General features: G+C 64.8%; 30 protein-coding genes, 1 tRNA gene and 1 pseudogene. 28 read left to right on the top strand and 4 right to left on the bottom strand.

What is annotated here, in order from left to right; translation table 11 throughout:
- The first annotated feature begins 412 nt into the window (after positions 1 to 412).
- Complete coding sequence (locus tag ING15_RS03570; protein ID WP_206453404.1) at positions 413 to 2,041, top strand: Do family serine endopeptidase; 1,629 nt, start codon at positions 413 to 415, stop codon at positions 2,039 to 2,041.
- 14 nt (positions 2,042 to 2,055) lie between these two features.
- On the opposite strand, the gene serB is transcribed toward ING15_RS03570, so the two are convergent.
- Positions 2,056 to 2,943, bottom strand: a complete 888-nt coding sequence (serB, locus tag ING15_RS03565) for a phosphoserine phosphatase SerB (protein ID WP_232845542.1) — start codon at positions 2,941 to 2,943, stop codon at positions 2,056 to 2,058.
- Between the two features lie 16 nt (positions 2,944 to 2,959).
- Here serB and miaA point away from each other — a divergent pair, with 16 nt between their 5' ends.
- The 10 genes from miaA to ING15_RS03515 all read left to right on the top strand — a co-directional run bounded on the left by miaA (position 2,960) and on the right by ING15_RS03515 (position 12,058).
- A complete protein-coding gene (miaA, locus tag ING15_RS03560) occupies positions 2,960 to 3,868 on the top strand; it encodes a tRNA (adenosine(37)-N6)-dimethylallyltransferase MiaA (RefSeq protein WP_206453402.1) in 909 nt (302 codons plus the stop codon).
- A 75-nt stretch (positions 3,869 to 3,943) separates the two neighbouring features.
- A complete protein-coding gene (locus ING15_RS03555) occupies positions 3,944 to 4,774 on the top strand; it encodes a GGDEF domain-containing protein (RefSeq protein WP_206453401.1) in 831 nt (276 codons plus the stop codon).
- 31 nt (positions 4,775 to 4,805) lie between these two features.
- Complete coding sequence (locus ING15_RS03550) at positions 4,806 to 5,615, top strand: DUF1206 domain-containing protein (protein ID WP_206453400.1); 810 nt, start codon at positions 4,806 to 4,808, stop codon at positions 5,613 to 5,615.
- A gap of 316 nt (positions 5,616 to 5,931) precedes the next feature.
- Positions 5,932 to 7,716, top strand: a complete 1,785-nt coding sequence (locus tag ING15_RS03545; RefSeq protein ID WP_206453399.1) for an acetolactate synthase 3 large subunit — start codon at positions 5,932 to 5,934, stop codon at positions 7,714 to 7,716.
- Positions 7,717 to 7,851: 135 nt separating this feature from the next.
- Positions 7,852 to 8,424, top strand: coding sequence for an acetolactate synthase small subunit (gene ilvN, locus ING15_RS03540; protein ID WP_206453398.1), 573 nt, complete (start codon positions 7,852 to 7,854; stop codon positions 8,422 to 8,424).
- 128 nt (positions 8,425 to 8,552) lie between these two features.
- Complete coding sequence (locus ING15_RS03535) at positions 8,553 to 9,146, top strand: LysE family translocator (RefSeq protein ID WP_206453397.1); 594 nt, start codon at positions 8,553 to 8,555, stop codon at positions 9,144 to 9,146.
- 45 nt (positions 9,147 to 9,191) lie between these two features.
- The gene (nthA, locus tag ING15_RS03530) at positions 9,192 to 9,845 is read left to right on the top strand and encodes a nitrile hydratase subunit alpha (RefSeq protein WP_206453396.1); all 654 of its coding nucleotides are present in this window, start codon (positions 9,192 to 9,194) and stop codon (positions 9,843 to 9,845) included.
- Complete coding sequence (gene nthB / locus ING15_RS03525; RefSeq protein ID WP_206453395.1) at positions 9,842 to 10,516, top strand: nitrile hydratase subunit beta; 675 nt, start codon at positions 9,842 to 9,844, stop codon at positions 10,514 to 10,516. Before nthA ends, nthB begins: the two co-directional genes overlap by 4 nt.
- Positions 10,506 to 10,841 carry a nitrile hydratase accessory protein gene (locus ING15_RS03520; RefSeq protein WP_206453394.1) on the top strand — a complete coding sequence of 112 codons (336 nt, stop codon included), beginning with the start codon at positions 10,506 to 10,508 and terminating at the stop codon, positions 10,839 to 10,841. The genes nthB and ING15_RS03520 overlap by 11 nt, the downstream gene beginning before the upstream one ends.
- Before the next feature lie 89 nt (positions 10,842 to 10,930).
- Positions 10,931 to 12,058, top strand: coding sequence for an ATP-dependent DNA helicase (locus ING15_RS03515; RefSeq protein ID WP_206453393.1), 1,128 nt, complete (start codon positions 10,931 to 10,933; stop codon positions 12,056 to 12,058).
- 122 nt (positions 12,059 to 12,180) lie between these two features.
- Here the strand turns inward: ING15_RS03515 and ING15_RS03510 are convergent, their stop codons facing one another.
- Positions 12,181 to 13,821: a hypothetical protein gene (locus ING15_RS03510; protein WP_206453392.1), complete on the bottom strand. Its 1,641-nt coding sequence runs from the start codon at positions 13,819 to 13,821 to the stop codon at positions 12,181 to 12,183.
- Positions 13,822 to 14,164: 343 nt separating this feature from the next.
- On the opposite strand from ING15_RS03510, the gene ING15_RS03505 reads away from it, so the two are divergent.
- The 3 genes from ING15_RS03505 to ilvC all read left to right on the top strand — a co-directional run bounded on the left by ING15_RS03505 (position 14,165) and on the right by ilvC (position 16,773).
- Positions 14,165 to 14,911 (top strand): pyridoxine 5'-phosphate synthase, encoded by a 747-nt coding sequence (locus ING15_RS03505; RefSeq protein WP_206453391.1) that lies wholly within the window; start codon positions 14,165 to 14,167, stop codon positions 14,909 to 14,911.
- 201 nt (positions 14,912 to 15,112) lie between these two features.
- The gene (locus ING15_RS03500) at positions 15,113 to 15,742 is read left to right on the top strand and encodes a TetR/AcrR family transcriptional regulator C-terminal domain-containing protein (protein WP_206453566.1); all 630 of its coding nucleotides are present in this window, start codon (positions 15,113 to 15,115) and stop codon (positions 15,740 to 15,742) included.
- 11 nt (positions 15,743 to 15,753) lie between these two features.
- A complete protein-coding gene (ilvC, locus tag ING15_RS03495; RefSeq protein WP_206453390.1) occupies positions 15,754 to 16,773 on the top strand; it encodes a ketol-acid reductoisomerase in 1,020 nt (339 codons plus the stop codon).
- 11 nt (positions 16,774 to 16,784) lie between these two features.
- Here ilvC and ING15_RS03490 read toward each other — a convergent pair whose 3' ends face one another.
- On the bottom strand, positions 16,785 to 16,964 hold the full coding sequence (locus tag ING15_RS03490; protein ID WP_206453389.1) for a hypothetical protein: 180 nt from the start codon (positions 16,962 to 16,964) through the stop codon (positions 16,785 to 16,787).
- Positions 16,965 to 16,983: 19 nt separating this feature from the next.
- Here ING15_RS03490 and ING15_RS03485 point away from each other — a divergent pair, with 19 nt between their 5' ends.
- The 10 genes and pseudogenes from ING15_RS03485 to recO all read left to right on the top strand — a co-directional run bounded on the left by ING15_RS03485 (position 16,984) and on the right by recO (position 24,064).
- Entirely contained in the window at positions 16,984 to 17,439 is a 456-nt protein-coding gene (locus ING15_RS03485; protein WP_206453388.1) for a PilZ domain-containing protein, read from the top strand.
- A gap of 130 nt (positions 17,440 to 17,569) precedes the next feature.
- A tRNA-Lys gene (locus ING15_RS03480) sits at positions 17,570 to 17,645 on the top strand.
- A 75-nt stretch (positions 17,646 to 17,720) separates the two neighbouring features.
- A complete protein-coding gene (pyrE, locus tag ING15_RS03475) occupies positions 17,721 to 18,299 on the top strand; it encodes an orotate phosphoribosyltransferase (RefSeq protein WP_206453387.1) in 579 nt (192 codons plus the stop codon).
- Positions 18,300 to 18,411: 112 nt separating this feature from the next.
- Positions 18,412 to 18,951, top strand: a pseudogene (locus ING15_RS03470) (DUF2062 domain-containing protein); the annotation flags it as partial.
- A gap of 241 nt (positions 18,952 to 19,192) precedes the next feature.
- Positions 19,193 to 19,930 (top strand): signal peptidase I, encoded by a 738-nt coding sequence (gene lepB / locus ING15_RS03465; protein WP_206453386.1) that lies wholly within the window; start codon positions 19,193 to 19,195, stop codon positions 19,928 to 19,930.
- Positions 19,918 to 20,628, top strand: coding sequence for a ribonuclease III (gene rnc / locus ING15_RS03460; protein ID WP_206453385.1), 711 nt, complete (start codon positions 19,918 to 19,920; stop codon positions 20,626 to 20,628). Before lepB ends, rnc begins: the two co-directional genes overlap by 13 nt.
- Positions 20,625 to 21,575: a GTPase Era gene (gene era / locus ING15_RS03455; protein ID WP_210348782.1), complete on the top strand. Its 951-nt coding sequence runs from the start codon at positions 20,625 to 20,627 to the stop codon at positions 21,573 to 21,575. The genes rnc and era overlap by 4 nt, the downstream gene beginning before the upstream one ends.
- 82 nt (positions 21,576 to 21,657) lie before the next feature.
- Positions 21,658 to 22,914 (top strand): S8 family peptidase, encoded by a 1,257-nt coding sequence (locus ING15_RS03450; RefSeq protein WP_232845540.1) that lies wholly within the window; start codon positions 21,658 to 21,660, stop codon positions 22,912 to 22,914.
- 120 nt (positions 22,915 to 23,034) lie between these two features.
- Positions 23,035 to 23,277, top strand: a complete 243-nt coding sequence (locus ING15_RS03445) for a hypothetical protein (RefSeq protein WP_206453384.1) — start codon at positions 23,035 to 23,037, stop codon at positions 23,275 to 23,277.
- 49 nt (positions 23,278 to 23,326) lie between these two features.
- The gene (gene recO / locus ING15_RS03440; RefSeq protein WP_206453383.1) at positions 23,327 to 24,064 is read left to right on the top strand and encodes a DNA repair protein RecO; all 738 of its coding nucleotides are present in this window, start codon (positions 23,327 to 23,329) and stop codon (positions 24,062 to 24,064) included.
- A gap of 12 nt (positions 24,065 to 24,076) precedes the next feature.
- Here recO and ING15_RS19695 read toward each other — a convergent pair whose 3' ends face one another.
- Positions 24,077 to 24,205, bottom strand: a complete 129-nt coding sequence (locus ING15_RS19695; RefSeq protein WP_269812726.1) for a hypothetical protein — start codon at positions 24,203 to 24,205, stop codon at positions 24,077 to 24,079.
- 29 nt (positions 24,206 to 24,234) lie between these two features.
- On the opposite strand from ING15_RS19695, the gene ING15_RS03435 reads away from it, so the two are divergent.
- From ING15_RS03435 to panB, 4 genes are all read left to right on the top strand, one after another.
- Positions 24,235 to 24,480: an AbrB/MazE/SpoVT family DNA-binding domain-containing protein gene (locus tag ING15_RS03435; RefSeq protein ID WP_206453382.1), complete on the top strand. Its 246-nt coding sequence runs from the start codon at positions 24,235 to 24,237 to the stop codon at positions 24,478 to 24,480.
- Positions 24,470 to 24,811, top strand: a complete 342-nt coding sequence (locus tag ING15_RS03430) for a type II toxin-antitoxin system PemK/MazF family toxin (RefSeq protein WP_206453381.1) — start codon at positions 24,470 to 24,472, stop codon at positions 24,809 to 24,811. The genes ING15_RS03435 and ING15_RS03430 overlap by 11 nt, the downstream gene beginning before the upstream one ends.
- Positions 24,812 to 24,899: 88 nt before the next feature.
- Complete coding sequence (gene panC / locus ING15_RS03425; protein WP_232845539.1) at positions 24,900 to 25,781, top strand: pantoate--beta-alanine ligase; 882 nt, start codon at positions 24,900 to 24,902, stop codon at positions 25,779 to 25,781.
- On the top strand, positions 25,778 to 26,596 hold the full coding sequence (gene panB / locus ING15_RS03420) for a 3-methyl-2-oxobutanoate hydroxymethyltransferase (RefSeq protein WP_206453379.1): 819 nt from the start codon (positions 25,778 to 25,780) through the stop codon (positions 26,594 to 26,596). Before panC ends, panB begins: the two co-directional genes overlap by 4 nt.
- Positions 26,597 to 26,616 lie beyond the last annotated feature (20 nt).

The raw sequence follows: 26,616 nt of genomic DNA, 5'->3' as shown, positions 1-26,616 counted from the left end.
GCATCGAACTGACGGGCGCATCGGCAGACGGTCGACATCGACGGACATTGCGCCGAGTTCGCGGCAGGCCAAACGATCCACGGTGAGAGTTCGCACAAACATTCGCTCGACGGCCTCGCCTCGGTTGCCGCCGCAGACCGGGATTGTCTATGCGGTCTGGCCGGACCCCACGAAACGATTCGCGGTCCTGGGCCTCGTCATGGCGGAAACGGGAGTCGATCCGGACGCTGAGCCGAGGGCGACATCGGCGCTATCGGAACATCGCCCAATCGGAGCAGCGATTCGGCGCGGTCACACCACTTCACCTTGCCGTAAGCTTCTTGATTCCGTCGCGTTTTGCGGTCACCTCTAGAAGAAGGTCGCGTGTCCCGCAAAAATGCAGATGGGCCGCGTCGATGCGAAAGGACATTCGATGATCGCCTGCCAGCGCCGCTCTTTGATTGCCGTCACGGCTGGATTTGCGCTTGTGGCCTTGTCGATCGTCCCGCCCACCGCGACACGAGCCCAGCAGGTCGATCCGGTGCCTGAACCCGATGCCGTGGTCCCAGCGCTCCCTGCTCCCCCCGTGGTCGACGGCGCAGAACCCAAGACAGGTGTCGCGACGATGCCGCGGACGCCCGGCCCGTCGCCCTATAAGGGGCCGGAATCGGTCGCGGATCTGGCTGAAAAGCTGCTCGACGCGGTGGTGAACATCTCAACGTCGCAGAATGTCGATATGCCCGGCCGGGGCGTGCCGAAGCTTGAGGCGCCCGAGGGCTCGCCGCTGCAGGACTTCTTCGACGATCTCTTGAAGAAGGAAGACGGCGTTGGCGAGCGTCGCCTGCAATCGCTCGGTTCCGGCTTCGTTATCGATCCGAGCGGCATCGTCATCACCAACAACCACGTGATTGCCGACGCCGACAAGATCACTGTCAATTTTCCCGACGGCACGCAACTTGAGGCCGAACTGCTCGGGACCGATCCGAAGACCGATCTCGCGGTCTTGACGGTCCAGCCGGAGGCCCCGCTTACCGCAGTCCAGTTCGGCGACTCGGAAAGTCTGCGGATCGGCGACTGGGTGATGGCGATCGGCAACCCGTTCGGCCTTGGCGGCTCGGTTTCGGTCGGCATCGTCTCGGCCCGTGGCCGCAATATCAATGCTGGCCCGTACGACAATTTCATCCAGACGGACGCGGCTATCAATCGCGGCAATTCCGGCGGTCCTCTGTTCGACATGCACGGCAATGTCGTCGGCATCAACACCGCCATCATCTCGCCCACCGGTGGCTCGATCGGTATCGGCTTCTCCATTCCCTCCAAGCTCGCGGTCAATGTCATCGACCAGCTGCGGGAGTTCGGCGAGACGCGGCGCGGCTGGCTCGGAATCCGCCTGCAGGCGGTGACGGATGACATCGCGGACGGTCTCGGCATCGGCAAGGCGAGGGGCGCGGTGGTGATGGGGATCGTCCCGGGCGGCCCCTCGGACAATGGTTTGCTGAAAGTCGGCGACGTCATCGTCAGCTTCGACGGTCGCGAGATCGATACGTCCCGCGATCTGCCGCGGGTCGTCGCCGAGACGCCGGTCGGCAAAACGGTGCCGGTCGAGATTCTCCGCAAGGCCGACGCCGCCGATCCCGCCCAGCCTATGTCTGTCGAGGTCACCCTCGGCCGGCTGGAGGACGGCGAGAAGCTGATGGAAAAGGCCGACGAGTCATCGGGGAGTTCGACTGGGCCTCGCGGCGACAAGAACTCTGGCATGGCGAGCGTCGAAATACTCGGCATGACGCTTTCCGATCTGGATGGCCCGTTGCGCGAGCAATTTAGCCTTGCCGATGACGCAGAAGGCGTTGTGATCACCGTGGTCAAGCCGAATTCAAGCGCTGCGGAAAAGGGTATCGAAGCGGGCGCGACGATACGGGAAGTCGCTCAGGAAGAGGTGTCCAGCGCCAAGGAGGTCGAGAGCATGATCGCCAAGCTGAAAGAGGAAGGCCGTAAAAACGCCCTCTTGCTCCTGGCTTCGGCCAATGGCGATCTGCGCTTCGTGGTGGTGCCGATCGACTGAGGCGGTGCCGTGATCTATTGCCGAAACAAGTCCCGCCGGTAGCCCTGAGCGAACAGCAACGCCGTCAAATCGCCATGGTCGACGCGGTGGGGCGCACGCGCGGCGACCGCGGGCTTGGCGTGGAGCGCGATGCCGGTGCCGGCGCGCGCGATCATCCCGAGGTCGTTGGCCCCGTCGCCGACCGCGATCGCCTGCTCCGTCCCCACACCGCGTCCTGCGGCGATCGCTTCCAACGCCGTTACCTTCGCAAGCGCGCCAAGAATCGGCTCTTCGACGTGGCCGGTGAGCTGGCCCGCCTCGGCACACAGGCGGTTGGCGCGGTTTTCATGAAAGCCGAGGCGCGCGGCGATCGGCCCGGTGAAGACCGTAAAGCCGCCGGAAACAAGCGCTGTGTAGGCGCCGTTGGCCCGCATGGTCGCGACCAGCGTTGCGCCGCCGGGCGCGAGCGTGATGCGCTCGGCGATGACCTTGGCCACGACCGCCTCGGGCAAGCCGGCAAGCAGGGAGACGCGCTCCCTGAGGGCCGGTTCGAATTCGATCTCCCCGTTCATCGCCCGGGCAGTGATCGCGGCGACGCGATCCTTGATTCCGATCTCGGCGGCGAGTTCATCGATACATTCCTCGCCGATCATCGTCGAATCCATGTCGGCGATCAAAATCCGCTTGCGCCGCCCGGCGCGCTGCTGCACCACGCAGTCGAAACCGCCGGCCTCGGCAATTTGTGCGACGGCGCGCCGCTGCTCAGGCGCCGGTGCGACCTCGAAGGAGATGTCGGCCGCGAAATCGGGGTCGAGCCAGTCGGCTGCCTCAGGTCGAGCGCCGAGTTCGCGGCCGATGTCGGCAAGCGCGCGACCCGGCAGGCCGGCCCCGGTCGGTGCGGCGATGAGCGTTGCGACGAACATGATATGGCGACCCGAGATGGTGGAAAAACAGGCGATCCTGATAGCTGGGCCGACCGCCAGCGGCAAGTCGTGCCTGGCGCTCGAACTCGCCGAGCGACATGATGGGGTCATCGTCAATGCCGACTCGATGCAGGTCTACTCTCATCTCCAAATTCTGACGGCGCGACCGGCGCCGGCCGAGATCGAGCGGGTTCCGCATCGCCTTTACGGCCATGTGCCACCCCATAAGACCTACTCCGCGGGAAGGTATAGGGGCGAAGTGGCCGCCATTCTCGCGGATATCCGCGCAGCCGGGAAAGCGCCGATATTTTGTGGCGGAACCGGTCTTTATTTCAAGGCGTTGCTGGGGTCACTGGATGTCATGCCAGAGGTCTCGCCCGAGCTTCGCGAGACATGGCGACGGCGGCTGGCGGAAGAGGGCGCGCCGGCGTTGCATAGACTTCTTTCGCGGCGGGACCCTGTCGCGGCCGGCCGCATACAGCCGGCGGATGGACAGCGAATCGTGCGGGCGCTGGAGGTGGGCGAGGCGGGCGGAATGCCGCTCTCGGCGCTTCAATCAGGACGAGGCGAGGGGCTGCTCGACGGCGGCAAGTGCGTGAAAATCGTCCTTGCGCCGGAGCGAAGTCGACTGCGCGAGATGATCGCGCGACGGTTCGATGCGATGGTCGCCGCCGGCGCGCTCGACGAGGTCGCGGCGTTCCGCGCGTTTCCCGGAGCGCTGGCGGCGTCGGCGGGCAAAGCGATCGGTGTCGCCGAACTCGGTGCGGTGCTCGACGGCGGCATGTCTCTCGACGAGGCAACGGCTCGTGCGGTGACGCGCTCACGGCAATACGCAAAGCGCCAGGAAACCTGGTTTCGTCACCAGTTCGGTGCCGACTGGGCGCGGTTGGAGACGCCGGACGCCAAGCTGATCCCGAGCATTTGATCGACGGGGTTAAGCTGATGGTCAAGCTATTCAGCTAGTGATTCGCGGGAGAAAAAAAGCGGACCTTTCTTCTGCATGAAAATCAGCAAGTCGGAATTGTCGGTCGCAGTGTTTCTCTGCACGATTGGCGCTGCGGTAGCCGGCACCTATACGGTGCACAGTGTTGTTGCACCAGCGTTGGCGGAAGCCGGATTGCGCGAGCATCAGCAGATCGAAGCCATTCTTTTCGCAGCGACGTTTTCATCGCTGATCGTCGCGCTGCTGGCCGGCCTGTTCTGGATTCTGCCGATGGTCCGTCAGCAGGCCCGTGAGCAAGGCAAGCTGCATTCGCTGGCGAGACTGTTGCGGAAACGCTCGCAGGATTTCGAGCGGGCCGCGCTGACCGATCCGTTGACGGGGATGAACAACAGGCGCTTCTTCGACGAATCGCTGCGGCAATATCTGCTGGAGTTCGACCGAATCGGACGTCCGCTGGGGCTGATGCTGATTGATCTCGATCACTTCAAGGCGATCAACGATACCCACGGGCATGACGTCGGCGACCTGGTTCTGAAATCCGTGGCAGCCTGCCTGTTCGAGTGCACACGCTATCACGACATTGTCGCCAGGGTGGGCGGCGAAGAGTTCGCGGTCGTTGCCCCGAACATGGACGCGGTGGAGTTTCGACGATTTGCCAATCGGATCCGGGAGGCGATTTCGACATTGGCCATCGATGTCGGCAATGTGAGCTTGCGCATAACCACTTCGGTCGGCATGACCGTCTCGAAGCCGGGCGATGAGAACGCCGCGTTCCTCAAACGCGCCGACATCGCGCTTTACCGCGCCAAACAATCCGGCCGTAATCGGGTTTATGCCCATTCCGACGGCGTAATTGCGCCAGATCGGGAACTGAAGCGGGCCGTCTAGCGTATCGTCCTAGTGTAACAAGGCGAGGCTGATGGCAAACACCCGGGAATTGACTCACGATCACCGCGACTGGCTTCGGCACGCCGCAAGGGCCGGCTACGCGGCACGCGGTGCGGTGTTTTTGATCATCGGCTACTTCGCGTTTCGCGCCGCCTTCGCCTCCGGCGAGGCGATGGACAGCAAGGACGCGGTCGGACAGATTGCCGGCTCGGCGTTCGGGACCATTCTGCTTAGCGTGCTGGTCCTTGCACTGTCTTGCTTTGCCGCCTGGCGGATCATTCAGGTCGTCTTCGATGTCGACCACCATGGTACCGATACGAAAGGGCTGTTCGTGCGGGTTGGCCTGATCTTCAGTGCTTTGGCCTACGGGGCGCTTGCCTTCTATGCGGCCAGCCTGCTGATCGGCATGGCAAGGGGCGGTGGCGGAAACGGGTTTGTCGCCAAGGCCTATGAGGCGGGCTACGGCGTCTGGCTTACCTACCTGATCGCCGCCGGCATGGCCGCGGCGGGCGCCGCCCACGTCTTCAAGGGTGCCAAAGCCGGATTTGAAAAATACATGGATATTCCCGAGGGTGTCCGCAGCTGGTTGACCCCGGTCTGCCAGTTCGGGTTGATTGCCCGCGGTGTCACGTTCTTCATCCTGGCCGGTTTGCTGTTCACCGGTGCTGCCTCCTATGCCAGCGGCGATACGCCGGGCCTGGACACGGCGCTGTCGGCGATCGAAGGCTGGTCGTTCGGGTGGGCGTTGCTCTCGCTGACCGGGCTCGGCCTCATGGCCTTCGGCATCTACGCGTTGGCCGAGGCGTTGTATCGGCGCATCAATATCGAGGCGGTCGTTTGAGGCCGTCGATCGGCGCGGCGTGTCGAGATCACGATACCTAAGCTTGCGAGAGTGCGCGGCTCCTTGTGCAGCCGCGCACAATTGCGTTGACGGACCGTCCCGATGGGCTTAGCTTTATCGGCGATGAACACGAACAGCATTCTCGTAGTACGAAGGCGCACACGCGCGGCGGTCTGACGATCGCCCGGCGATAGCCACGTGTGCGCATCCAAAGGGCCCCAGCGGCCCTTTTTTATTGCGCCGATTTCCCACAAATATCCGGACAGGGAAACGGTGCCAGACGAATCCGGCAGGCAGCAGACGGAAGATCACGACGATGGAAGCGACAGCGGAAACGCGGGAAATGACGGGCGCCGAAATGGTTGTCCAGGCGCTCAAGGACAATGGCGTCACGGATATCTTCGGCTATCCCGGTGGCGCGGTACTCCCGATCTATGACGAAATCTTCCAGCAGGAGGAGGTTCGCCACATCCTGGTGCGGCACGAGCAGGGTGCTGGCCATGCGGCGGAAGGCTATGCCCGGTCGACCGGCCGCCCGGGGGTCATGCTGGTGACATCGGGCCCCGGGGCGACCAACGCGGTGACGGCCCTGCAGGACGCGCTGATGGATTCGATCCCGCTGGTGTGCATCACCGGCCAGGTGCCGACGACGTTGATTGGTTCCGACGCGTTTCAGGAATGCGATACGGTCGGGATCACGCGGCCCTGCACCAAGCACAACTGGCTGGTGAAGGACGTCAATGACCTGTCGCGGGTGCTGCACGAGGCGTTTCATGTCGCCACCACGGGCCGGCCCGGCCCGGTGGTCGTCGACGTGCCGAAGGATGTCCAGTTCGCCACCGGCATCTACTCGCCGCCGCCGCCGATCCGTCAGCACGAGAGCTACCGGCCGAAGCTTGACGGCGACCGCGACCGGATCGAGGCAGCGGTGGCGATGCTGGCCGCCGCCAAACGCCCGGTGATCTATTCGGGTGGCGGCGTCATCAATTCCGGACCGGAGGCGACGCGGCTGCTGCGGGAATTCGTCGCGAGCACCGGTTTTCCGATCACATCGACGCTGATGGGGCTCGGTGCGTATCCTGCATCCGGAAAGAACTGGCTGGGCATGCTCGGCATGCACGGCACCTACGAGGCGAATCTCGCCATGCACGGCTGCGACGTGATGCTGTGCATCGGCGCGCGCTTCGACGATCGCATTACCGGGCGTCTCGATGCGTTCTCGCCGCATTCGAAGAAGATCCACATCGACATCGACCCTTCGTCGATCAACAAGAACGTCCATGTCGACCTGCCCATCATCGGCGATGTCGGCCATGTGCTGAAGGATATGGTCGAGCTCTGGAAGGCGCGCGGTGCGGCGAACGAACCGGCGGCGCTGGCGAACTGGTGGGACCAGATCGAGACATGGCGGGCGCACGACTGCCTTGCCTACAAGCCGAGCAACGACGTCATCATGCCGCAATATGCCGTGCAGCGGCTTTACGCGGCGACCAAGCACCGCGAGACTTACGTGTCGACCGAGGTCGGCCAGCATCAGATGTGGGCGGCGCAGTTCTATGGGTTCGAGGCGCCGAACCATTGGCTCACCTCCGGCGGACTCGGAACGATGGGCTACGGCCTGCCGGCGGCGATCGGCGCGCAGATCGCCCATCCGGATGCCTTGTCGGTCTGCATCGCGGGCGATGCCTCTGTGCTGATGAACATGCAGGAGATGTCGACGGCCGTTCAGCATGGCGCCAACGTCAAGATCTTCATCCTCAACAACCAATATATGGGCATGGTCCGCCAGTGGCAGCAGCTCCTGCACGGCAACCGCCTGTCGCACTCCTACACCGAGGCGCTGCCCGACTTCGTCAAGCTCGCGGAAGCCTATGGCGGCCACGGCATCCGCTGCGAGAAGCCGGGCGATCTCGACGATGCGATCGAGGAGATGCTGGCGGTCGACAGTCCGGTGCTGTTCGATTGCCGCGTGGCCAATCTCGCCAATTGCTTTCCGATGATCCCGTCGGGCAAGGCGCATAACGAGATCCTGCTGCCGGACGAGGCGAGCGACGAGGCGGTGGCGAGCGCCATCGACGCCAAGGGCAAGGCGCTGGTGTAGACGCACCAGCGCTACGCCCGGGGGATTGTCTCGACGGCCTTCGCGCCTTGACGCGTTCGTACCGCCGCGGCCGACGCTTTTCTTTTTCGCGCGCGCCTCTATGGTGCCGCCACCTCCAGAGTCCCGAGTTCGACCATGAACAGACCCGTCCAGCCACCCGCTTCGGCCTATTTCATCACTCCCGAAAAGGAGGCGAACGAGGCGCGCACGCTGGCGATCATCGTCGACAACGAACCGGGGGTCCTGGCACGCGTGATCGGACTGTTCTCCGGCCGTGGCTATAACATCGAAAGCCTGACGGTCTCGGAAACCGAGCACGAAAAGCATCTGTCGCGCATCACGGTCGTCACGCGCGGCGCCCCGCATGTGATCGAGCAGTTGAAAAGCCAGCTCGACCGGATCGTGCCGGTGCATCGCGTCGTCGACCTCACCCGCGCGGCGGGGGAGGACGGCGAAACCGCGCCGATCGAGCGCGAACTGGCGATCGTCAAGGTCGCCGGCAAGGGCGAGGGCCGCGTCGAGGCGCTGCGGCTGGCCGACGTCTTCCGCGCCAAGGTCATCGACTCCTCGATCGAGCATTTCGTCTTCGAGATCACCGGCCGGCCGTCGAAGATCGACAAGTTCGTCGCGATCATGGAACCGCTCGGCCTCGTCGAAGTCTGCCGGACGGGTGTCGCGGCGCTGTCGCGCGGCAAGGCGGGGATGTAGGCGGGCGCCGCGGGCCAGACGGCGAGGGCCGATAGCCGGGACGCTGGAGTCGATTGCTTGCAATCGAGCGGTCGAATTGATAGGTCAACAATACTGACCTAAATCTACCGTGCTTCGAGCTGAATTCCATGAACCCCGACGTCTTTTTCGCGCTGCTGGCCTTTGCCTTCGTGGCCTCCATCACGCCGGGGCCGAACAATCTGATGCTGCTGGCGTCGGGCGTGAATTTCGGCTTTTGGCGGACCTTCCCGCACATGTGCGGCATTGCCGGCGGCTTCTGCCTGTTGCTGCTGGCGGTGGGGTTCGGGCTCGGCGCGTTGCTGGCAGCTTATCCGCCTCTCCATATCGCACTGAAGCTCGCGGGCGGTGTCTACCTCCTGTTTCTGGCCTGGAAGATCGCGACGACCCGCCAGATGAGCAAGGGGAAGGGCGGCGAGCGGCCGATGACCTTCGTCGAGGCGGCGGCGTTCCAGTGGGTTAATCCCAAGGCCTGGGTGATGGCGATCACCGCGATGGCGATCTACACCGATCCCGCGCGGCCTTTCCTCTCGGTCGTTCTCGTTGCCGCGGCCTTCACCTTGGTCAACTGGCCGAGCGTGTCGACCTGGGCGGGATTCGGGGTGGTGCTCAAGCGCTTCCTCGCCGATCCGGTGCGGCTGAAATGGTTCAACATCGCAATGGGCATTTTGCTGGCGCTGACGCTGGTGCCGATGCTCAGGTGATCCTTGCATGTTGCGACGCGAGGGCGGTGGAATTAGGCTGCGCTGATGAGCCATTCGCATGACGATCACGCCCATCATCATGGGCACGCCCACGACAATGATCTTGATCCGATGACGGCGCGTGTGAAAGCGCTGGAAACGATCCTGACCCGCAAGGGGCTGGTCGATCGCGGCGCGATCGACGCGATCATCGAAACCTACGAGACCAAGGTAGGGCCGCGCAACGGCGCGCGGGTGGTGGCGAAAGCCTGGTCCGATCCGGCGTTCGCGGCGTGGCTGCGCGAGGACGCGACGGCCGCGATTGCCTCGCTCGGCTTTACCGGCCGCCAGGGCGAACACATGCGCGCGGTGTTCAACACCCCGGCAACGCACAACCTTGTCGTCTGCACGCTCTGCTCCTGCTATCCGTGGGCGGTGCTGGGGCTGCCGCCGGTCTGGTACAAGTCGCCACCCTATCGCTCCCGCGCCGTCATCGATCCTCGTGGAGTGCTTGAGGAATTCGGCGTGAGTCTCTCGCCGGACGTCAAAATCCGGGTGTGGGATTCGACCGCCGAAATGCGCTATCTCGTCGTGCCGATGCGGCCGGCCGGGACGGAGGGACTCGACGAGAGCCAATTGGCCGATCTGGTCACGCGCGACTCGATGATCGGGACCGGGCTCGCGCTGGCGCCGGAATCGATCAGCGGTGCGGGCCAATGAACGGACCGCAGGATCTCGGCGGCCAGATGGGGTTCGGCCCGATCGCGCCGGAGACGAACGAGCCGCTGTTTCACGCCGATTGGGAAAAGCGCGCGCTCGGGCTAACCGTCGCGGCGGGAACGCTCGGCGCCTGGACGATCGATGAAAGCCGCCATGCGCGCGAAAGCCTGCATCCGGCGGACTACTACGGCTCGAGCTATTACGAGATCTGGACCAAGGCCCTCGAGAGTCTGCTGCAGCGCCACGGTTTCATCACGCGGGAAGAACTCGATCGTGGCGTACCGCTCGCCGAGGCGCCAAAGCCGAAGCGCGTGATCTCCGGCGCCGACATGCCGGCGGTGCTGGCCCAGGGCGCACCGGTCGAGCGGCCCGCGGCTACACCGGCCAGATTTGCCATGGGTGACAAGGTGCGCACCATCGAGATGCATCCCACGGGCCACACGCGGCTGCCGCGCTATACCCGTGGCCGCGTCGGGCGGGTCGAGATCGTCCACGGCGTCCATGTGTTTCCGGACACCAACGCGCACGGCAAGGGGGAGGCGCCGCAATGGCTCTATACTATCGCCTTCGACGGACCGGCGCTGTGGGGCAGGGACGGCGATCCCGGGCTGACCGTTTCGATCGATGCCTTCGAAAGCTATCTGGAACCGGTGCCGCACGATGGCGAATGAGGCTCCCGAGCGTTTCGCCGAGCCTTGGCAGGCCGAACTTCTCGGCCTGCAGGTCGCGCTCGTGGAGGCCGGCGTTTTCACCGCCGCCGAATGGGCCGAAGCACTCGGACGGACGCTGCACGCGCCGGACGCGGCCGAAGACGGGTCCGATTACTATCCGCGCTTTCTCGGTGCGCTCGAGGGCCTGCTGGCCGAAAAAGCGCTAACGGGCACGGCAGAGGTCGATGCGCTGACCGCCGCCTGGCGGCGCGCCGCGCAGGCGACCGCGCATGGCCAGCCGATCGTGCTGGCGAACGATCCTCAAACGGATGGCGTCGACAAGTAGCGGCAGGAGGCCTGCGCTGGGCGGTGGACCAAATTCGCCAGACGAGATTTATCGTTGCCGTTCCGCCCCGAATCCTGCCATTTGCCCCCATGAAGCTCTCACCCCAGCAGGACGACGCGCTCAAAGCCGTCGCGCAATGGTTGGAAGACGGCGACCAGCCGATCTTCCGCCTGTTCGGCTATGCCGGCACCGGCAAGACGACGCTGGCACGCCATTTCGCTGAAGGCATCGACGGGTCGGTGCAGTTCGCCGCCTTTACCGGCAAGGCCGCGCAGGTGCTGCGCTCGAAGGGTGCCAAAAGCGCCCGCACGCTGCATTCGCTGATCTACCGGCCGCGGGGCGAGGAAACCGTCGCCGATGAGGCAAGCGGGACGTCGCGGGTTTCGCCGACCTTTTCGCTCAACCGCCAGAGCCCGGTCGCCAAGGCCAAGCTGGTCATCGTCGACGAATGCTCGATGGTCGACGAGGCGCTCGGACGCGATCTGATGTCCTTCGGCACGCCGATCCTGGTGCTGGGCGATCCGGGCCAGCTTCCGCCGGTCTCGGGCGGCGGATTCTTTACCGAGGCCGAGCCTGATTTCCTGCTGTCGGAAATTCATCGCCAGGCGCGCGACAATCCGATCATCGAGCTGGCGCTGCATGTCCGCGAGGGCAAGGAGCTGATGCATGGCGACTGGGGCGCGGCCAAGATCATCGGCAAGCGCGACGTCGAAACCGACAAGGTGCTCGCCGCCGACCAGGTGCTGGTCGGCACCAACCGCACGCGGCGGCGCTACAATGCACGACTGCGCGAGTTGAAGGGCTTCGAGGGGCCGCTGCCGATGGCCGGCGACAAGCTGGTGTGTTTGCGAAACGATCCGCCGAAGGGGTTGCTCAACGGCTCGCTCTGGCAGGTGATGACGGCTGCCCGCGAGACGGCGAAGCCCGGCGTCAACCTGATCGTCAAGCCGGACGACGACGACATCGACCAGGGCGCCGCCAAGATCCGGCTTTTGAAGGCGGCCTTCGAGGACCCGGACGCCGACATTCCCTGGGCGACCAAGAAGCGCTTCGACGATTTCGATTACGGCTACGCTTTGACCGTCCACAAGGCGCAGGGCTCGCAGTGGAACGACGTCATCCTGTTCGACGAAAGCTGGGCCTTCAAGGAAACCCGCGAGCGCTGGCTTTACACGGCGATCACCCGCGCAGCCGAGACGCTGACCATCGTCAAGTGAACAAGCCGGTGGGCGTGGCAACAGTCACGGTGCCGCGCCTGCGAAAAGCCAAGTGACGTGAAAAAGGCCCATGATCTTGTGATCGCGGGCCTTTTCTGTGAATTGGCTGCTGCCGAGCCGGCTCAGCAACCCGCCGCCGAGAGGAAGGCGCTGCGGTCCTCGACCTTGTCGAGCGTCGCCGTGCAGCCGTCACCGAGATCGATCGCGCCGCCGGTTTCGACCTGCTGGCGTTCGCCGCCGATCACCTGGAGCGTCGCGCCCGATTCGCTGACCGCCGAGACGAAGACCTTCTTCTTGCCGAAGGTGGCGGTCTGGCCGGTCGTCAGGCCGGATGCCGGAGCACCGACCGCGTCGCCGTCTGCCGTAGGCGCCTGTTCACCAGCGGCCGATGCCGCCGCTTTGCCCGTCTTCGCGACCGGTACTGCCTCCGTACCGCTTCCCGCTCCATCGGTGGGCTGTTCTTCGGCGGTCGGGGCCACCGTTTCGGCGTCCGCCGCAGCGGCGGGTTGCACGCCATCGGTGGTGGCGGGAGCCGCCGCTTGGCCCTCGCTGGAGCCGCCACCCGCACAACCTTCGGCGGTCAACCGAACCTGACCGCCCTCGATACCGGCGAGGGTCACCATGCAGCCATTGCCGGCGTCGAGCGCCGACCCGGTCGCGACCGTCTGGCGGCCCTTGCCGGCGATGAAGAGCGAGGCGTCGGTCTCGCCGATCGCCGAGACGAAGATGCGCGTGTCGCCGAAGACGGCCGTGCCGCCCGTCGGCACGTTGGCTGAACTGCCGCTCCCATCTTGCTGGCCGCCAGCGGATTTGGCCGATTCGGCCGATTGCTGGCCTTCCGGCTGGGCTGCTGGAGTAGCGGGCGCCGCCGCGGCCTGTTGCGCCTCCGCCGGGGCTGCTGCCTGGTCCCCAGCCTCCGGAGCCGATTGTTCGCCACCCGCCGAAGCGGCTTGCTCGCCATCCGTCTGGGCCGTTCCGGTCGCGGCTTGTGCGGCTTGTGGAGCGTCGGCGGGAGCTTCCGGCGCGGCTGTCGCCTCGGATGTACTCTCGGCCGCCTGCTCACACCCTTGCGCGGCGAGGTAGGCCGCACCGGCGGCCACGCCGGCAACGCTGACCTCGCAGGCTTCCGCGATCTTGATCGCTTCGCCGCTTGCAATTTCCTGGCTCTCGCCATCGCCGACGGCCAGCGTCGCGCTGCCGTTTTCCGTGGAGATCGCCGACAGTCGCACCGTGCTGCCGCCGAAGATCGCTGCCTGACCGGGCAAGAGGATGGCGCCGGACGCGCCGATCTGCTCGGCCAGGGTCGCCGGATCGCTGCCGGGTGTTGCTGCCGCCGTGCCTGTCTCGGACGCTGACGGCTGCGGCGTGCCGCTCGCGATCCGCTCTTCGAGGCTTTTCAACTGGGCCGCGATGTCGTCGAGCCTGGCGGCCGCGCCGCCGGCGGCCTGGCCGGCCTGCTCCTGGACGGCCTGCGTGATCGCGTCGGTGCGACTTTGCAGTTCGCTGGTCAGTTGGTCGATGCGCGACCCTAGCGCGTTGACCGCTTCCGTCACGGTGCCATCGCCGGTGTCGGCAGCCGGCTCGGAGAGGCGGGTGCTCAACGCCTCCACATTGGTCTGGATCTGACCGATCGGGGCCTTCAGCTCCTCGATCCGTCCCGCCATGGTTTCGCTGGCCTCATCGATATCGGGTGCCGCCCACCAGCCGATCAACAGGCCGACAAGGCCCGCGATCAGGATCGGGACGAATCTCGAGCCGCCCATCATGTCCTCCCCCAGAACCGCCGGCAAAAATGCCGAGAATTCAGAATAGGATCGGGAGCCCCCAGCCTGTCAATGCGAACAGGTGCCGTAACTTCGACCTGGGCCCGAAACCGCCTGTGGTCGCTTGTATGCCCGCGCAGGCGAGGCGCAGCCCCGTCTGGCATCGGGAGAAGGCCGCCGGTAGGGACAGCCTTCCTCTTCTATGCTACCGAGCCGGCAATAGAGCGCCGTGCGTCCATCAGGACGCACAAAGGACGCTCTATCACTTTGGTTGAGCATCGGAATAACCCTAAAACCGGATTCTACTTTCGGTCCGATGCTCTAGCCGCCGAACGAGACCGCCATGCCGACCGAACTCTCCGTCAATCTCAATGCCGTCGCCATGCTGAGAAACCGGCGCGACCTGCCCTGGCCGAGCGTGACCGGGCTGGGCCGAATCGCGTTGCGGGCGGGCGCGCACGGGCTGACCGTGCATCCGCGCCCGGACCAGCGCCACATCCGCTTTTCCGACCTGCCGGACATCCGCCGGCTGATCGACACGGAATTCCCCGGCGCCGAGTTCAATATCGAGGGCTACCCGACGCCGGAGTTCCTGGAACTCGTACGCGCGGCACGGCCCGAACAGGTGACGCTGGTGCCCGACGATCCCTCCCAGCCGACCTCCGACCATGGCTGGGATTTCGTCGCCGAGGCGGCGTTTCTCAGGCCGATCGTCACGGCGTTGAAGGGCGAGGGGGCTCGCGTGTCGCTGTTCGCCGACCCTGAACCCGAAGCGATGACGGCTGCCGCCGCGACCGGTTGCGATCGCGTCGAACTCTACACCGGCCCTTATGGCGCGACCCATGGTGACGCGGACGCCGCGGCGCGCGAGATCGAGCGCCTCGGGCGGACCGCGGACGCCGCGCTGGCGACCGGCCTCGGCGTCAATGCCGGGCATGATCTCACGGTCGCCAACCTGCCGGCCCTGGTAGCGCGCATCCCCGATCTCGCCGAAGTCTCGATCGGCCACGGCCTGACCGCCGATGCGCTGGAATACGGCATGGCCGAGACCGTACGCCGGTTTTGCCGCGCCTGCGGGCAGGGCGGCTGACGCTCTCTGTCGGAGGGTGTCAGACTCTCACGGGGCTTTGCCGCAATCATATCAGCGGATGGCTTGATCCCTCCCAATATTGCCGCTAGAAGCCGTACCGTAACGTACGGTACGGCTGATGGGGCCAGCGAACCACAAGCAGGACGGGAAGCAGCACGGGTGGCACGGGCGCAGACGGTAGAAGAGCTCGACAGCGACACGATGACGGCGCGCCAGCGCGACGTCCTCGACGCGGCGCTCGGCCTTATCGTCGCGGCCCGGCGTCCCTTGACCATGGCGGCGGTCGCGCGGGCAGCCAGTTGCTCCAAGGAAACGCTCTACAAATGGTTCGGCGACCGGGACGGGCTGTTGACCGCGACCGTCCGCTGGCAGGCGGCCAAGGTGCGCGGCGTTCCGGCCCGAACCGGTCGGGACACGCACGAGCAACTTCGCTCCGACCTTACCCAATTCGCCCGCGACTGGCTGACGGTGATCTCCGGCCCGACCTCGGTCGCGCTCAACCGGCTGGCGGTCGCCGAGGCGGGCTCCAAGTCCGCCGATCTCGGGGCAATCGTCCTGAACAATGGGCCATTCGCGATGGCGCGGCGGCTGAAGCCGGCGCTGGCGGCAGGCCAGGCGGCCGGGTTCCTTGATTTCGACGACGTCGATGCCGCCTTCCGGACCTTCTTCGGGCTGGTCGTGCGCGACGTCCAGATCCGGCTTCTGCTCGGCGAACCGCTCGATTTGCGGCCGGCCGATATCGACCGCGACGCCCGGCGCGCCGCGGATCAGTTCTTCGCCCTTTACGGGGCGGACGAGAAACGGCCGATCATGGCCGCAGACATCAACTAGGAGGACACGACATGCGCGTCTATTACGATCGGGATGCCGATCTCAATCTCATCAAATCCCGCAAGGTTGCGATCATCGGCTATGGCAGTCAGGGCCGCGCCCATGCGCTCAATCTGAAGGATTCAGGTGCCAAGGACGTCGCCATCGCCCTGCGTCAGGGCTCGGCGACCGCCAAGAAGGCCGAGGCCGACGGCTTCAAGGTGATGACGGTGGCCGAGGCGGCCGGCTGGGCGGATTTGATGATGATGGCCGCGCCGGACGAGCTGCAGGCCGACATCTACAGGGACGAAATAGCGCCCAACATCAGGGATGGCGCCGCGATCGCCTTCGCCCACGGTCTCAACGTGCATTTCGGCCTGATCGAGCCGAAAGACACCGTCGATGTGGTCATGATCGCGCCAAAGGGCCCCGGCCACACGGTACGCGGCGAGTACCAGAAGGGCGGCGGCGTGCCTTGCCTCGTCGCGGTGCATCGCGACGCTTCCGGCAACGCCCTCGATCTGGCGCTGTCCTATGCCTGCGGCGTCGGCGGCGGCCGCTCCGGCATCATCGAGACCAATTTCAAGGAAGAGTGCGAGACCGATCTATTCGGCGAGCAGGTCGTGCTGTGCGGCGGCCTGGTCGAACTGATCCGCGCCGGTTTTGAAACTCTCGTGGAAGCCGGCTATGCGCCGGAAATGGCCTATTTCGAGTGCCTGCACGAGGTCAAGCTGATCGTCGACCTCATCTATGAGGGCGGCATCGCCAACATGAACTATTCGATCTCGAACACCGCCGAATGGGGCGAATACGTCTCCGGCCCGCGCATCATCACCGCCGAGACCAAGGCCGAGATGAAGCGTGTGCTACACGACATCCAGACCGGCAAGTTCACCTCGGACTGGATGCAGGAATACCGCTCGGGCGCAGCACGCTTCAAGGGCATCCGCCGGATGAACGATGCCCACCAGATCGAAGAAGTCGGCGAGAAGCTGCGTGGCATGATGCCGTGGATCAAGTCGGGCGCGCTGGTCGACAAGGCCCGCAACTAATCCGACCTCGGCTATCGCTTAGGTTCAGGGAATACCGCCGCCGGGCGCCAGAATTGCCCGGTCGCGGTCATTTTTTTCGCCGGTAAGGCCTCGGCATTGGCCCGGCGGCGAAGTGCCGCGATCGGCAAGGTCGAAATGTCGCGATCGGCTTCAGCATTTGCAAAGGACTGTTTGGGATAATTCCAGTTCAATCATATCCCGGAGGCCGTCATGGCAGCGCTTCCCAAACTCGAACCCGATGGATCGGAACGCCGCGTCGCCCAGCGCATGCGGACGCTCAAGCGCGCGAAAGTGATCTTCAACGACGGCTTCTCGACCTTCGATTGCATCGTGCGCAACATATCGGCGACCGGCGCTCTGTTGACCATCGACGAGGCCGCACATCTGCCGAAGGCATTCGGGATCCGCGTCGGAGAAGACCAGCAGGCCCGGCCGGCTCGCCTTATCTACCGGCGCGCAATGTTTGCTGGCATCCGCTTTCTCGATGTTCCGGACGAGCAGAACGAGGACAGAGGTGCGTCCGCAGGCCAGTCGGCGGCATCGGAAGGATCGAACACGACCCTGCGCGACGACGCCGCGCCGCATGGCATCCGCCGGGTCGAGTCCGAAAGCCTGCCCGCAGCGCTGACGCGCCTGTTCGCCTGGTCCAGGGTCGATCGCGCCTGATCTCGTCGCGACGGCCTTGTCCGCCGGGGCGCACGGCATCTCTCGAAAACCGTGGCAACCGGTCCACAAACAGGGTGGACAGGCTCTCGGGCGCTCTCTATATAGCCGCTACCGAACGCCTCGGCGTCGTGGGTGATTAGCTCAGTTGGTAGAGCAGCTGACTCTTAATCAGCGGGTCGTAGGTTCGAACCCTACATCACCCACCAAATCTTTCCGCATCAGTCTGTATGATGTCGTCCTGATAGGCGGCGTGAATTGGCCGGATATGGAGCAGCGGCGACATGACCAGCGACGACGTGCTTGCGATCTTTCGCGAGGCGGGGGCCTATCTCGAAGGCCATTTCATCCTGACGTCCGGCCTGCGCAGCCCGGTCTTCCTGCAGAAGGCCAGGGTGTTCATGCATCCGCCTTTGACCGAGCGCCTTTGCCGTGCCCTGGCCGAGCGGATTCGGGCGGACGTCCCTGGACGCATCGACTACGTCGTCGGGCCGGCGATCGGCGGGCTGATTCCGGCCTATGAGACGTCGCGCCATCTCAAGGTGCCGGCCGTCTGGGTCGAGCGGGAAGGCGGCGTGTTCAAGCTCCGCCGGTTCGACGTGCCGCGCGGCTCGCGTGTCGTGGTGGTGGAGGACATCGTTACCACCGGGCTGTCGATCCGCGAGACCATCGCGTGCCTGGAGGAACTGGGGATCGAGGTCGCGGCGGCTGCCTGTATCATCGATCGTTCCGCTGGTAAGGCTGATGTCGGTGTTCCGCTGATCGCGCTGGCCGAACACGCGGTCCCTGCCTATCCGGCCAATGCGCTGCCATCCGAACTCGCCGCAATTCCGCCAGTCAAGCCCGGTAGCCGGACGCCCTGAGTCACGACCTTTGGCCGGTGCTCGTCAGGTCGTTTACGGAATGTCGGCATCAGGTCCTATATAGATTGTGGACCATGGCCGGTGCGCCGGCGAGATGAGGAATGCGACGGGCATGCTGTTCGGGCGACGCCATCCGGAAAAGTTTGGATCGAAGCTCCGCACGCTGCTTTGGCCGCGGCGCTCGTTCTCGCGCTCTTTCCGTTACCTGCAGAAGCGGGTTCTGCGGCTGAATGCGACACCCCATGCCATCGCCGCCGGTTTTGCCGCGGGAGTATTTTCCTCCTTCACGCCGTTCATCGGCTTCCACTTTCTTCTCGCCTTCGCCGTCGCCTATCTGGTCGCCGGCAACATGGCGTCGGCGGCGCTCGGAACGGCGGTTGGCAACCCGCTGACCTTCCCCTTCATCTGGGGCGCGACCTATGAGCTCGGGCAGTTCTTCCTTACGTCCCGGACGATCGACGGAACGGCGCCGTCAGGGATCGGCCGCGCCTTGACGCATATGGATTTCGCTGCGATCTGGACGCCGATCGTCAAGCCGATGCTCGTCGGCGGAATTCCCTTGGGTACGGCTGCCGGGTTGCTGGCATACGGGTTGGTGTTCGCCGCGGCGCGCAGCTTTCAAAAACACCGCACCCGGCACATTCTAGAGAGGCGACCGCGCCCCAGATCGCTTCGAGTTACCGAGGGGGCCGATTCCGCGGCTGATGCAGAATACAAACGGAACAGGAAGGTTCGCGACGGCGATCTTCCGACTCAACGCTCCGTAACGGCGGCGGGACACATGCCGGCCTCGGACGAAGTTTAACAATTCGGTGCATTGCTCCGGTGAAAGCGAGCCGGTAGAAGGCGCCGAGCGGCGTTTTGCGGCGCGAAATCGCAACGAAGGGCAAGGCATGGTCGACGAGGCCGAACGGGCGGAACAAGGCGGCGGCTTCGGCGAAACCGTCAAGGTCATCGTGCAGGCGCTGCTTCTTGCGCTCGTCATTCGTACGTTTTTATTCCAGCCGTTCTCAATTCCGTCCGGATCGATGATGCCGACGCTATTGGTGGGCGACTACCTCTTCGTGTCCAAATGGAGCTACGGCTTCTCGAAATATTCGATCCCGTTCTCGCCGCCGCTGTTCGAGGGCCGGCTGCTTGGCTCCGCGCCGGATCGCGGCGACGTCGTCGTCTTCCGCAAGCCGCATGAGGAAGACACCGACTACATCAAGCGGCTGATCGGTCTGCCGGGCGATCGCATCCAGGTGCGCGAGGGCGTGCTCTCCATCAACGGCAAGCCGGTTCCGCGCGAAGCGGTGGGCGAGTTCGTCGCCGAGGACGGAACCGCCGTTCCGCAATATCGCGAGACGCTGCCCAATGGGGTCTCCTATCTGACGCTTGACCTCACTCCGAGCTCGGCCGGTGACAACACGCGGGAATTCGTGGTGCCGGATGGACATTATTTCATGATGGGTGACAATCGCGACAACTCGCTGGATAGCCGGTTCGACGTTGGCTACGTCCCGTTCGAGAATCTGGTCGGCAAGGCGCAGGTGATCTTCTTCTCGGTCCAAGACGATGTGTCGCCGCTCGAAATCTGGAAATGGCCGACGGATTTGCGTCCGGGCCGCATCCTGACATGGCTAAGCTGAAAGCCGACAAGTCGCTCGACGAGCTCGAACGCCGGATCGGCATTCGATTTCGCGAGCGCGCGCGGTTCGAGCGCGCGCTCACCCATTCGAGCCTGCGGCCTTCCGGTGGCAATGACCGCAGCTACGAACGGCTGGAATTTCTCGGCGATCGGGTGCTCGGCCTTGTGATCGCCGAAAAGCTGTTCGAAATGTTTCCCAAGGCCGACGAGGGCGAGCTGTCGTTGCGGCTGAATTCCCTGGTCAGTGCCGAGACCTGCGCCGAAATCGCCGATGAACTGGGGCTCTACGAATTCGTCCGCCATGGCGGCGATCTGAAGAAGCTGAAGGGCGAGCGGACGCGGAGCATTCGCGCCGATCTGGTCGAATCGTTGATCGCCGCGATCTATCTCGGCGAAGGTCTGGAGACGGTGCGCGGCTTCATCATCGCCCAGTGGGCGGGCCGTCTCGACGATGCCGGGAGCGCCCGGCGCGATCCGAAGACAGCGCTGCAGGAATGGGCGCACACCCGTGGGCCGGAGACACCGCGTTACGACATCGTGGAGCGGTCCGGCCCCGACCACGACCCGGTGTTCACCGTCCGCGTCACCATCCCCGGTGTCGGCCCGGCGGACGGGCAGGGGCGCTCGAAGCGAATTGCCGAACAAGAGGCCGCCACCGCGGTCCTTGTCCGCGAGGCCGTCTGGAAGGACGACAATTGACCGACCAAGACGACCAGACCCACGATCCCGCGGTCCCGGCCGTGGGGGCACTCGCGCCGACCCGCTCGGGCTTCGTGGCGCTGCTCGGCGCGCCCAATGCCGGCAAGTCGACGCTGGTCAATCAGCTCGTCGGTACCAAGGTTTCGATCGTCACCCACAAGGTGCAGACGACGCGGGCGCTGGTCCGCGGCATCGCCATCCGCGACCGCACCCAGATCGTCTTCGTTGACACGCCGGGCGTCTTCGCGCCGAAGCGGCGGCTCGACCGTGCGATGGTGCGCACCGCTTGGTCCGGTGCCAGGGACGCCGACATCGTGCTCGCCATCATCGATGCTGACCGGGGCATCAGCGAGGATGTCGAGACGATCCTCGAACGGCTGAAAACCGTCGATCAGCCGAAAGTGCTGCTGCTCAACAAGGTCGATCGCATGAAGCGCGATCGCCTGCTGGGGCTGACCAAGGAAATTTCGGAGCGCGGCGACTTCGCCAGGATCTTCATGATCTCGGCGCTGAACGGCTCGGGTTGCGACGATCTGATGAACTACCTGGCAGGCGCGCTGCCGGAAGGGCCGTGGTATTATCCCGAAGACCAGATCACCGATCTGCCGCTGCGCCAGCTTGCCGCCGAGATCACCCGCGAGAAGCTCTTCCTGCGGCTGCATCAGGAGTTGCCCTATTCGTCGCATGTCGAGACCGAGTTGTGGGAGGCCCGCAAGGATGGTTCGGTGCGCATCGAGCAGACGATCTATGTCGAGCGCGACAGCCAGAAACGCATCGTCATCGGTCACCATGGCGAGACCATCAAGGCGATCGGCCAGGCGGCGCGCAAGGAGATCATGGAGGCGGCCGACCAGACGGTTCACCTGTTCCTGTTCGTCAAGGTCCGCGAGAACTGGGGCGACGATCCGGAGCGCTATCGCGAGATGGGGCTGACTTTCGAGAAATAGCGCGCATTACCTTGCGCAGTCGAACGTCGATGCGTTTTGCTCGGTAGTCCTTAGGGGAATAATTCTCTCGGGGAGACACTCGATGGCCAGCAATACAGTGCCGGAAATGGATGTCCTGCAGGACGCGATGCGGCCGGAGACGACGGGCAATTTTCTCGTGGTGTTCAAGGATGACATCGATCTGAATGCGCGGACGCAGGCGGTCGACCGGGCTTACCGGGCCGCCGCGACGAACGGTGCACCTGCCATCATGATGATGTTCTCCCCATCGGATCGGGCGACCACCGCCGGCGAACAGACCTGCGCCCGGCTGTTCAGGCGCTTTGGTGTCGCGGTGGTCGAGCCGCTGGCGGACACGCATGTCGCCGCGATGCAGCAGGCCTTGAAAGAGGACCATGACGTTCTGGAGGTCCGGCCGGAATATTATCTTTTCGCCCTCGACCGGTTTGTCGACACATCCGCGTCGACCTGGGGCCTCAAGGCCACGGGTGCGGTCGACAGCCCCTTTACCGGAAGCGGAATCAAGGTCGCTGTCCTCGATACCGGGATCGACTTAGATCACCCGGACTTCCAGGGGCGCTCGATCACCTTGGAGAGCTTTGTTCCCGACGGAACCACGGACGATATCCAGGGTCATGGCACCCATTGCGCCGGGACCATCTTCGGGCCGCGCGCTCCCGGGCCCGGCTCCGTACCGGGATATGGCTGTGCCCCCGATGCGACGCTCTACGTCGGGAAGGTCCTCAACGATTCCGGTTTTGCCCCGGAAGGTGCTGTTTTCGAGGGGATGGAGTGGGCGCTGGATGCGGGCTGCGACATCGTTTCCATGTCCTTGGGGCGGGCTGTCCGGCGCGGAGAGCCGCCGTCCATGATCTATGAGCGGATCGCGGCCTCTGCCCTGGAGGAGGGCTGCCTCTTCGTTGCCGCCGCGGGAAACGACAGCGCTCGCGCGTCGGGACGGATCGCTCCGGTGTCGGAGCCCGCCAATTCCCCCTCGATCATGGCGGTCGCCGCGGTAGACGAGATTCTCGAGGTCGCCGATTTTTCCAACGGTGGCATCAATCGCAACGGTGGGGCTGTCGACATTGCCGCTCCTGGGGTCGGTGTCTTTTCCGCGTCACCACCACCCCGATTTTATATGGTCCTGCAAGGCACCAGCATGGCGTGTCCGCATGTCGCCGGGATCGCGGCGTTGTGGGCGGAATCGGACCCGACTCTACGGGGGCAGCCCCTGTGGGATGTTCTCGTGGCCAATGCGAAGGCGCTGTCGGCGTCGGAGCGGGACGTGGGAGCTGGGCTCGTTCGGGCGCCGGGTATCGCGAAAAGCGGGATGGTTTGATACCCCGCCCACTGGAAGGGCCGGGACGTTTGCTGATTATGCCGCCATCATCGCTTATCTATGGTATAAACGCATCCCAACAGCCGACCTCAGGTAGGCTGACATTTCATGGAGATGTCCATGTCGGGCATGAAGTTGACTGTCACGGTCGACGCGCAACATGTAAGCGTGACGGACGAAATCGCGGAGACCCTGTCGAGACGGGGATTCAAGGTCGAGCGGGTTTCCCGGCGCGGTGGCGCTATCTTCGGATCGGCGGAAGCGAGCGTCGCGCAGCAGCTTCGCGGTGTCGAGGGAGTGCAGGACGTGCGGCCCGAACGCGGCTACGAGATCCCTCCGATGAACGATCTGATCCCGCAATAACCAACGACCGGCAGAGTTCGACCATGGCTCGGGCCGCAGGCCGAAGCTGATGGAATGGCGTGAGGACGCGATCGTGTTGGGCGTGCGTCGGCACGGCGAAACCAGCGTCATCGCCGAGGTGATGACCCGCGAGCGCGGGCGTCATCTGGGCCTTGTGCGCGGTGGGCGCTCGCGCAAGCAGCAGCCGGTGCTCCAGCCCGGCAATTCCGTCGCTATCCATTGGCGTGCTCGCCTCGACGAGCATATGGGCACCTTCCTCGTCGAGCCGCTGGAACTGCGCGCGGCGCGGCTGATGGAAAACGGCATTGGCCTCAACGGTGTCCAGCTCGTCGCGGCGCATCTACGCCTGCTCCCCGAGCGCGATCCGCACGCCCGGCTCTATGACGGGCTGGCGGTGATCGTCGATCATCTGGACGAGCCCGACAAGGCAGCGGAACTGATGCTGCGCTTCGAGATCGCACTGTTAGAAGAACTCGGCTTTGGCCTCGATCTGGAACGCTGCGCGGCCACCGGCCGGCGCGACGATCTTGTCTATGTTTCGCCGAAGACCGGCCGCGCGGTCAGCCGGGACGCCGGCGCGCCTTGGCGCGACAAGATGTTACCGCTTCCCGCTTTCCTCATTGAAAGCGACACGACGTGCGACCCGCCAAGCCTCGTCGACGGATTTCGCATGACCGGCTATTTCCTCGCACGGCATGTGTTCGAGCCGCGCGGCCTCGCCGAACCGCTGTCGCGCGCCGGGTTCCTGGCCGCCATCGAGAAGATACGCGCCCGAGCAAGCGCCTGATCGAACGCCGCCTTATGCTGGCAGCAACTCCCGCTCCACCAGCGCCTCGCGGCTCCAGCCATGCTCTGCGAGCATCGGAATCTGGGAAAGCCGATCACCGAGCGCGGTTCCCGGCGAATTGGCCGCAAGTCGGTCTTGCAAGGTAATTACGTTGTGATAACTTTGCTCCCATGGAAATTCGTCTTGTTCAGATCGGAAACTCGCGCGGCCTGCGCCTTCCCAAGAGCGTGATCGATGCCGTCGGCCTGACCGACAGGGCCGATCTTGCGATCGAAGACGGTGCCTTGGTCATACGGCCGCGTTCCCAGTCTTCGCGGAACGGTTGGACAGGCGCCTTCGGGGAGCGGGGGGGCGACATTCCGGAAGAGGATGCGGCGTGGCTGGAAGCCGATCTCGAGGGGGACGATGCCGATTGAGCGCGGTTATCCACGCCGCGGAGAGGTCTGGCTCGTGACTCTCGATCCGACCGTTGGTTCCGAGATTCGCAAGACACGACCGGCCGTGGTGGTATCCCCAGATGAAATGAACGGCACGTTGTCGACGGCGATCGTCTGTCCGCTGACATCGCGGCTGCGGGGATGGCCGACGCGCATCGCCGTGACCTTCGATGGCCGTGACAGCGAAATCGCGGCGGACCAGATCCGGACCGTCGATCGTCGCCGGCTTGCCAAGCGTCTCGGCACGCTCAGCGAGACGGATGCGCGTTCACTCCAGGACCGACTCGTCCAAATGTTCGCTTTCGTTTGATTCGTCTCCATCACGGTTGGAACGCGGTCAAGCCTTCCACCGGAGGCGTCGGGTCGCTAAAAGGTGCGCGATAGCCGGGGAGGGGCGCTTGCAGTTGTTCGAACGGATCGCGCCGCTACGTGCCGCGCTCAAGGCGCACCGTCTCGCCGGCGAGACGATCGGCGTCGTGCCGACCATGGGCTATCTGCACGCCGGGCATCTGAAGCTGGTCGAACGGGCGGTGGCCGAGAGTGACCGGGTCGTCGTCACCATCTTCGTCAACCCGACCCAGTTCGGCCCGAACGAGGATCTCGACGCCTATCCCCGCGATCTCGAAAGCGATCTGAAGCAACTCGCAGATTTCCCGGTCGATTGTGTCTTCGCGCCGCCCGTCGACGAGATGTATGGTCGGCCGATGCAGGCCTTCGTGGATGTGAAGCCCCTCGGCGACATTTTGATCGGCGAAGTACGTCCGGGCCATTTCCGGGGCGTGGCGACCGTCGTCACCAAGCTGTTCAACATCGTCCAGCCGGACCGCGCCTATTTCGGCGAGAAGGACTACCAGCAGCTGACGATCATCCGGCGAATGGTCGCCGATCTGGAAATGCCGATCGAGATCGTCGCCGTGCCGACGGTGCGTGAAGCGGACGGCCTTGCGCTGTCGTCGCGCAATGTGCGCCTTTCGCCGAAGGACCGTGCCGCTTCGACGGTACTGTCGGCTGCTCTCGACGAGGGCGAGCGATTGGTGACAATGGGCGAGCGAGACCCCCATGTGGTTCTATCCACCATGCGGGCCCTGATCGAAGCCGAGCCTCGTGCCGGACTGCAATCCCTCGACCTTCGCGACGCAGCAACGCTCGACGCCATCGATCGGATCAGCGACCGACCGGTGGCCCTGCTGGTCACCGCGAATTTCGGAGAGGTTTTGCTGATCGATCAGCGTGTGGCCGCACGGAAGAGCCGATCCGCCCAAACGGGAGAATGCCCATGAGCTCGCCGATCCGCACGACGCGCCTGACGGCGCCGGAACTCCGTTCTCGCAAGGGCGCGACGCCCATTGTTGCCATCACCGCCTACAACACGATCATGGGGCGGCTCGTCGATCCGCATGTGGATTGCATCCTCGTCGGCGACAGCCTGGCGATGGTCGAGCACGGCATGGGGTCGACGCTCGGCGCCTCGCTCGATCTGATGATCGCCCACGGACGGGCTGTGATGGCCGGAACGTCCAAGGCGCTCGTCGTCGTCGACATGCCGTTCGGCAGTTATGAAGCGAGCCCGGCGGACGCGTTCCGCGCGGCCGCGCGATTGATGGCAGACACCGGCTGCGGGGCGGTGAAACTCGAAGGCGGCACCGGCATGGCCGAGACGATCGAATTTCTGGCCGAGCGCGGGATTCCGGTGATGGCCCATGTCGGGCTGACACCCCAGTCAGTAAACGCCCTCGGCGGCTTTCGCACGCAGGGGCATGACGAGGTCGGGCGCGAGCGGATTCTCGCCGACGCGCGGGCGGTCAGCGAGGCGGGGGCCTTCTCCGTCGTGCTGGAGGGCATCGTCGAGCCCTTGGCCGAGGCGATCACGCGGGACATTGCCGCGCCGACGATCGGTATTGGCGCGGCGGCGGCCTGCGACGGACAGATCCTCGTGCTGGAGGACATGCTGGGTCTCACCGAACGGACCCCGCGCTTCGTCAAGCGCTACGCGGCGCTCGGCGAGGCTGTTGGCCAGGCGGTATCGAACTATGCCGAGGAGGTTCGGTCGCGCGACTTTCCCGGGCCGGAGCATGTGTATCGGCCGCGGGGTTGAGACCCGTCTTATTCCCTGAT

This window comes from Aurantimonas marina (genome assembly GCF_017183135.1).
In the GTDB taxonomy this organism is placed as follows: domain Bacteria; phylum Pseudomonadota; class Alphaproteobacteria; order Rhizobiales; family Rhizobiaceae; genus Aurantimonas; species Aurantimonas marina.
Note: the sequence above shows the minus strand (reverse complement) of the source record. Positions and strands in the feature narration are given on the sequence as shown.

Bases quoted from the DNA above. Each gene is read 5' to 3' on its own strand.
- ING15_RS03570 (WP_206453404.1), top strand. From the start codon at position 413: ATGATCGCCTGCCAGCGCCGCTCTTTGATTGCCGTCACGGCTGGATTT.
- serB (WP_232845542.1), bottom strand. From the start codon at position 2,943: ATGTTCGTCGCAACGCTCATCGCCGCACCGACCGGGGCCGGCCTGCCG.
- miaA (WP_206453402.1), top strand. From the start codon at position 2,960: ATGGTGGAAAAACAGGCGATCCTGATAGCTGGGCCGACCGCCAGCGGC.
- ING15_RS03555 (WP_206453401.1), top strand. From the start codon at position 3,944: ATGAAAATCAGCAAGTCGGAATTGTCGGTCGCAGTGTTTCTCTGCACG.
- ING15_RS03550 (WP_206453400.1), top strand. From the start codon at position 4,806: ATGGCAAACACCCGGGAATTGACTCACGATCACCGCGACTGGCTTCGG.
- ING15_RS03545 (WP_206453399.1), top strand. From the start codon at position 5,932: ATGGAAGCGACAGCGGAAACGCGGGAAATGACGGGCGCCGAAATGGTT.
- ilvN (WP_206453398.1), top strand. From the start codon at position 7,852: ATGAACAGACCCGTCCAGCCACCCGCTTCGGCCTATTTCATCACTCCC.
- ING15_RS03535 (WP_206453397.1), top strand. From the start codon at position 8,553: ATGAACCCCGACGTCTTTTTCGCGCTGCTGGCCTTTGCCTTCGTGGCC.
- nthA (WP_206453396.1), top strand. From the start codon at position 9,192: ATGAGCCATTCGCATGACGATCACGCCCATCATCATGGGCACGCCCAC.
- nthB (WP_206453395.1), top strand. From the start codon at position 9,842: ATGAACGGACCGCAGGATCTCGGCGGCCAGATGGGGTTCGGCCCGATC.
- ING15_RS03520 (WP_206453394.1), top strand. From the start codon at position 10,506: ATGGCGAATGAGGCTCCCGAGCGTTTCGCCGAGCCTTGGCAGGCCGAA.
- ING15_RS03515 (WP_206453393.1), top strand. From the start codon at position 10,931: ATGAAGCTCTCACCCCAGCAGGACGACGCGCTCAAAGCCGTCGCGCAA.
- ING15_RS03510 (WP_206453392.1), bottom strand. From the start codon at position 13,821: ATGGGCGGCTCGAGATTCGTCCCGATCCTGATCGCGGGCCTTGTCGGC.
- ING15_RS03505 (WP_206453391.1), top strand. From the start codon at position 14,165: ATGCCGACCGAACTCTCCGTCAATCTCAATGCCGTCGCCATGCTGAGA.
- ING15_RS03500 (WP_206453566.1), top strand. From the start codon at position 15,113: ATGACGGCGCGCCAGCGCGACGTCCTCGACGCGGCGCTCGGCCTTATC.
- ilvC (WP_206453390.1), top strand. From the start codon at position 15,754: ATGCGCGTCTATTACGATCGGGATGCCGATCTCAATCTCATCAAATCC.
- ING15_RS03485 (WP_206453388.1), top strand. From the start codon at position 16,984: ATGGCAGCGCTTCCCAAACTCGAACCCGATGGATCGGAACGCCGCGTC.
- pyrE (WP_206453387.1), top strand. From the start codon at position 17,721: ATGACCAGCGACGACGTGCTTGCGATCTTTCGCGAGGCGGGGGCCTAT.
- lepB (WP_206453386.1), top strand. From the start codon at position 19,193: ATGGTCGACGAGGCCGAACGGGCGGAACAAGGCGGCGGCTTCGGCGAA.
- rnc (WP_206453385.1), top strand. From the start codon at position 19,918: ATGGCTAAGCTGAAAGCCGACAAGTCGCTCGACGAGCTCGAACGCCGG.
- ING15_RS03450 (WP_232845540.1), top strand. From the start codon at position 21,658: ATGGCCAGCAATACAGTGCCGGAAATGGATGTCCTGCAGGACGCGATG.
- ING15_RS03445 (WP_206453384.1), top strand. From the start codon at position 23,035: ATGTCGGGCATGAAGTTGACTGTCACGGTCGACGCGCAACATGTAAGC.
- recO (WP_206453383.1), top strand. From the start codon at position 23,327: ATGGAATGGCGTGAGGACGCGATCGTGTTGGGCGTGCGTCGGCACGGC.
- ING15_RS03435 (WP_206453382.1), top strand. From the start codon at position 24,235: ATGGAAATTCGTCTTGTTCAGATCGGAAACTCGCGCGGCCTGCGCCTT.
- ING15_RS03430 (WP_206453381.1), top strand. From the start codon at position 24,470: ATGCCGATTGAGCGCGGTTATCCACGCCGCGGAGAGGTCTGGCTCGTG.
- panB (WP_206453379.1), top strand. From the start codon at position 25,778: ATGAGCTCGCCGATCCGCACGACGCGCCTGACGGCGCCGGAACTCCGT.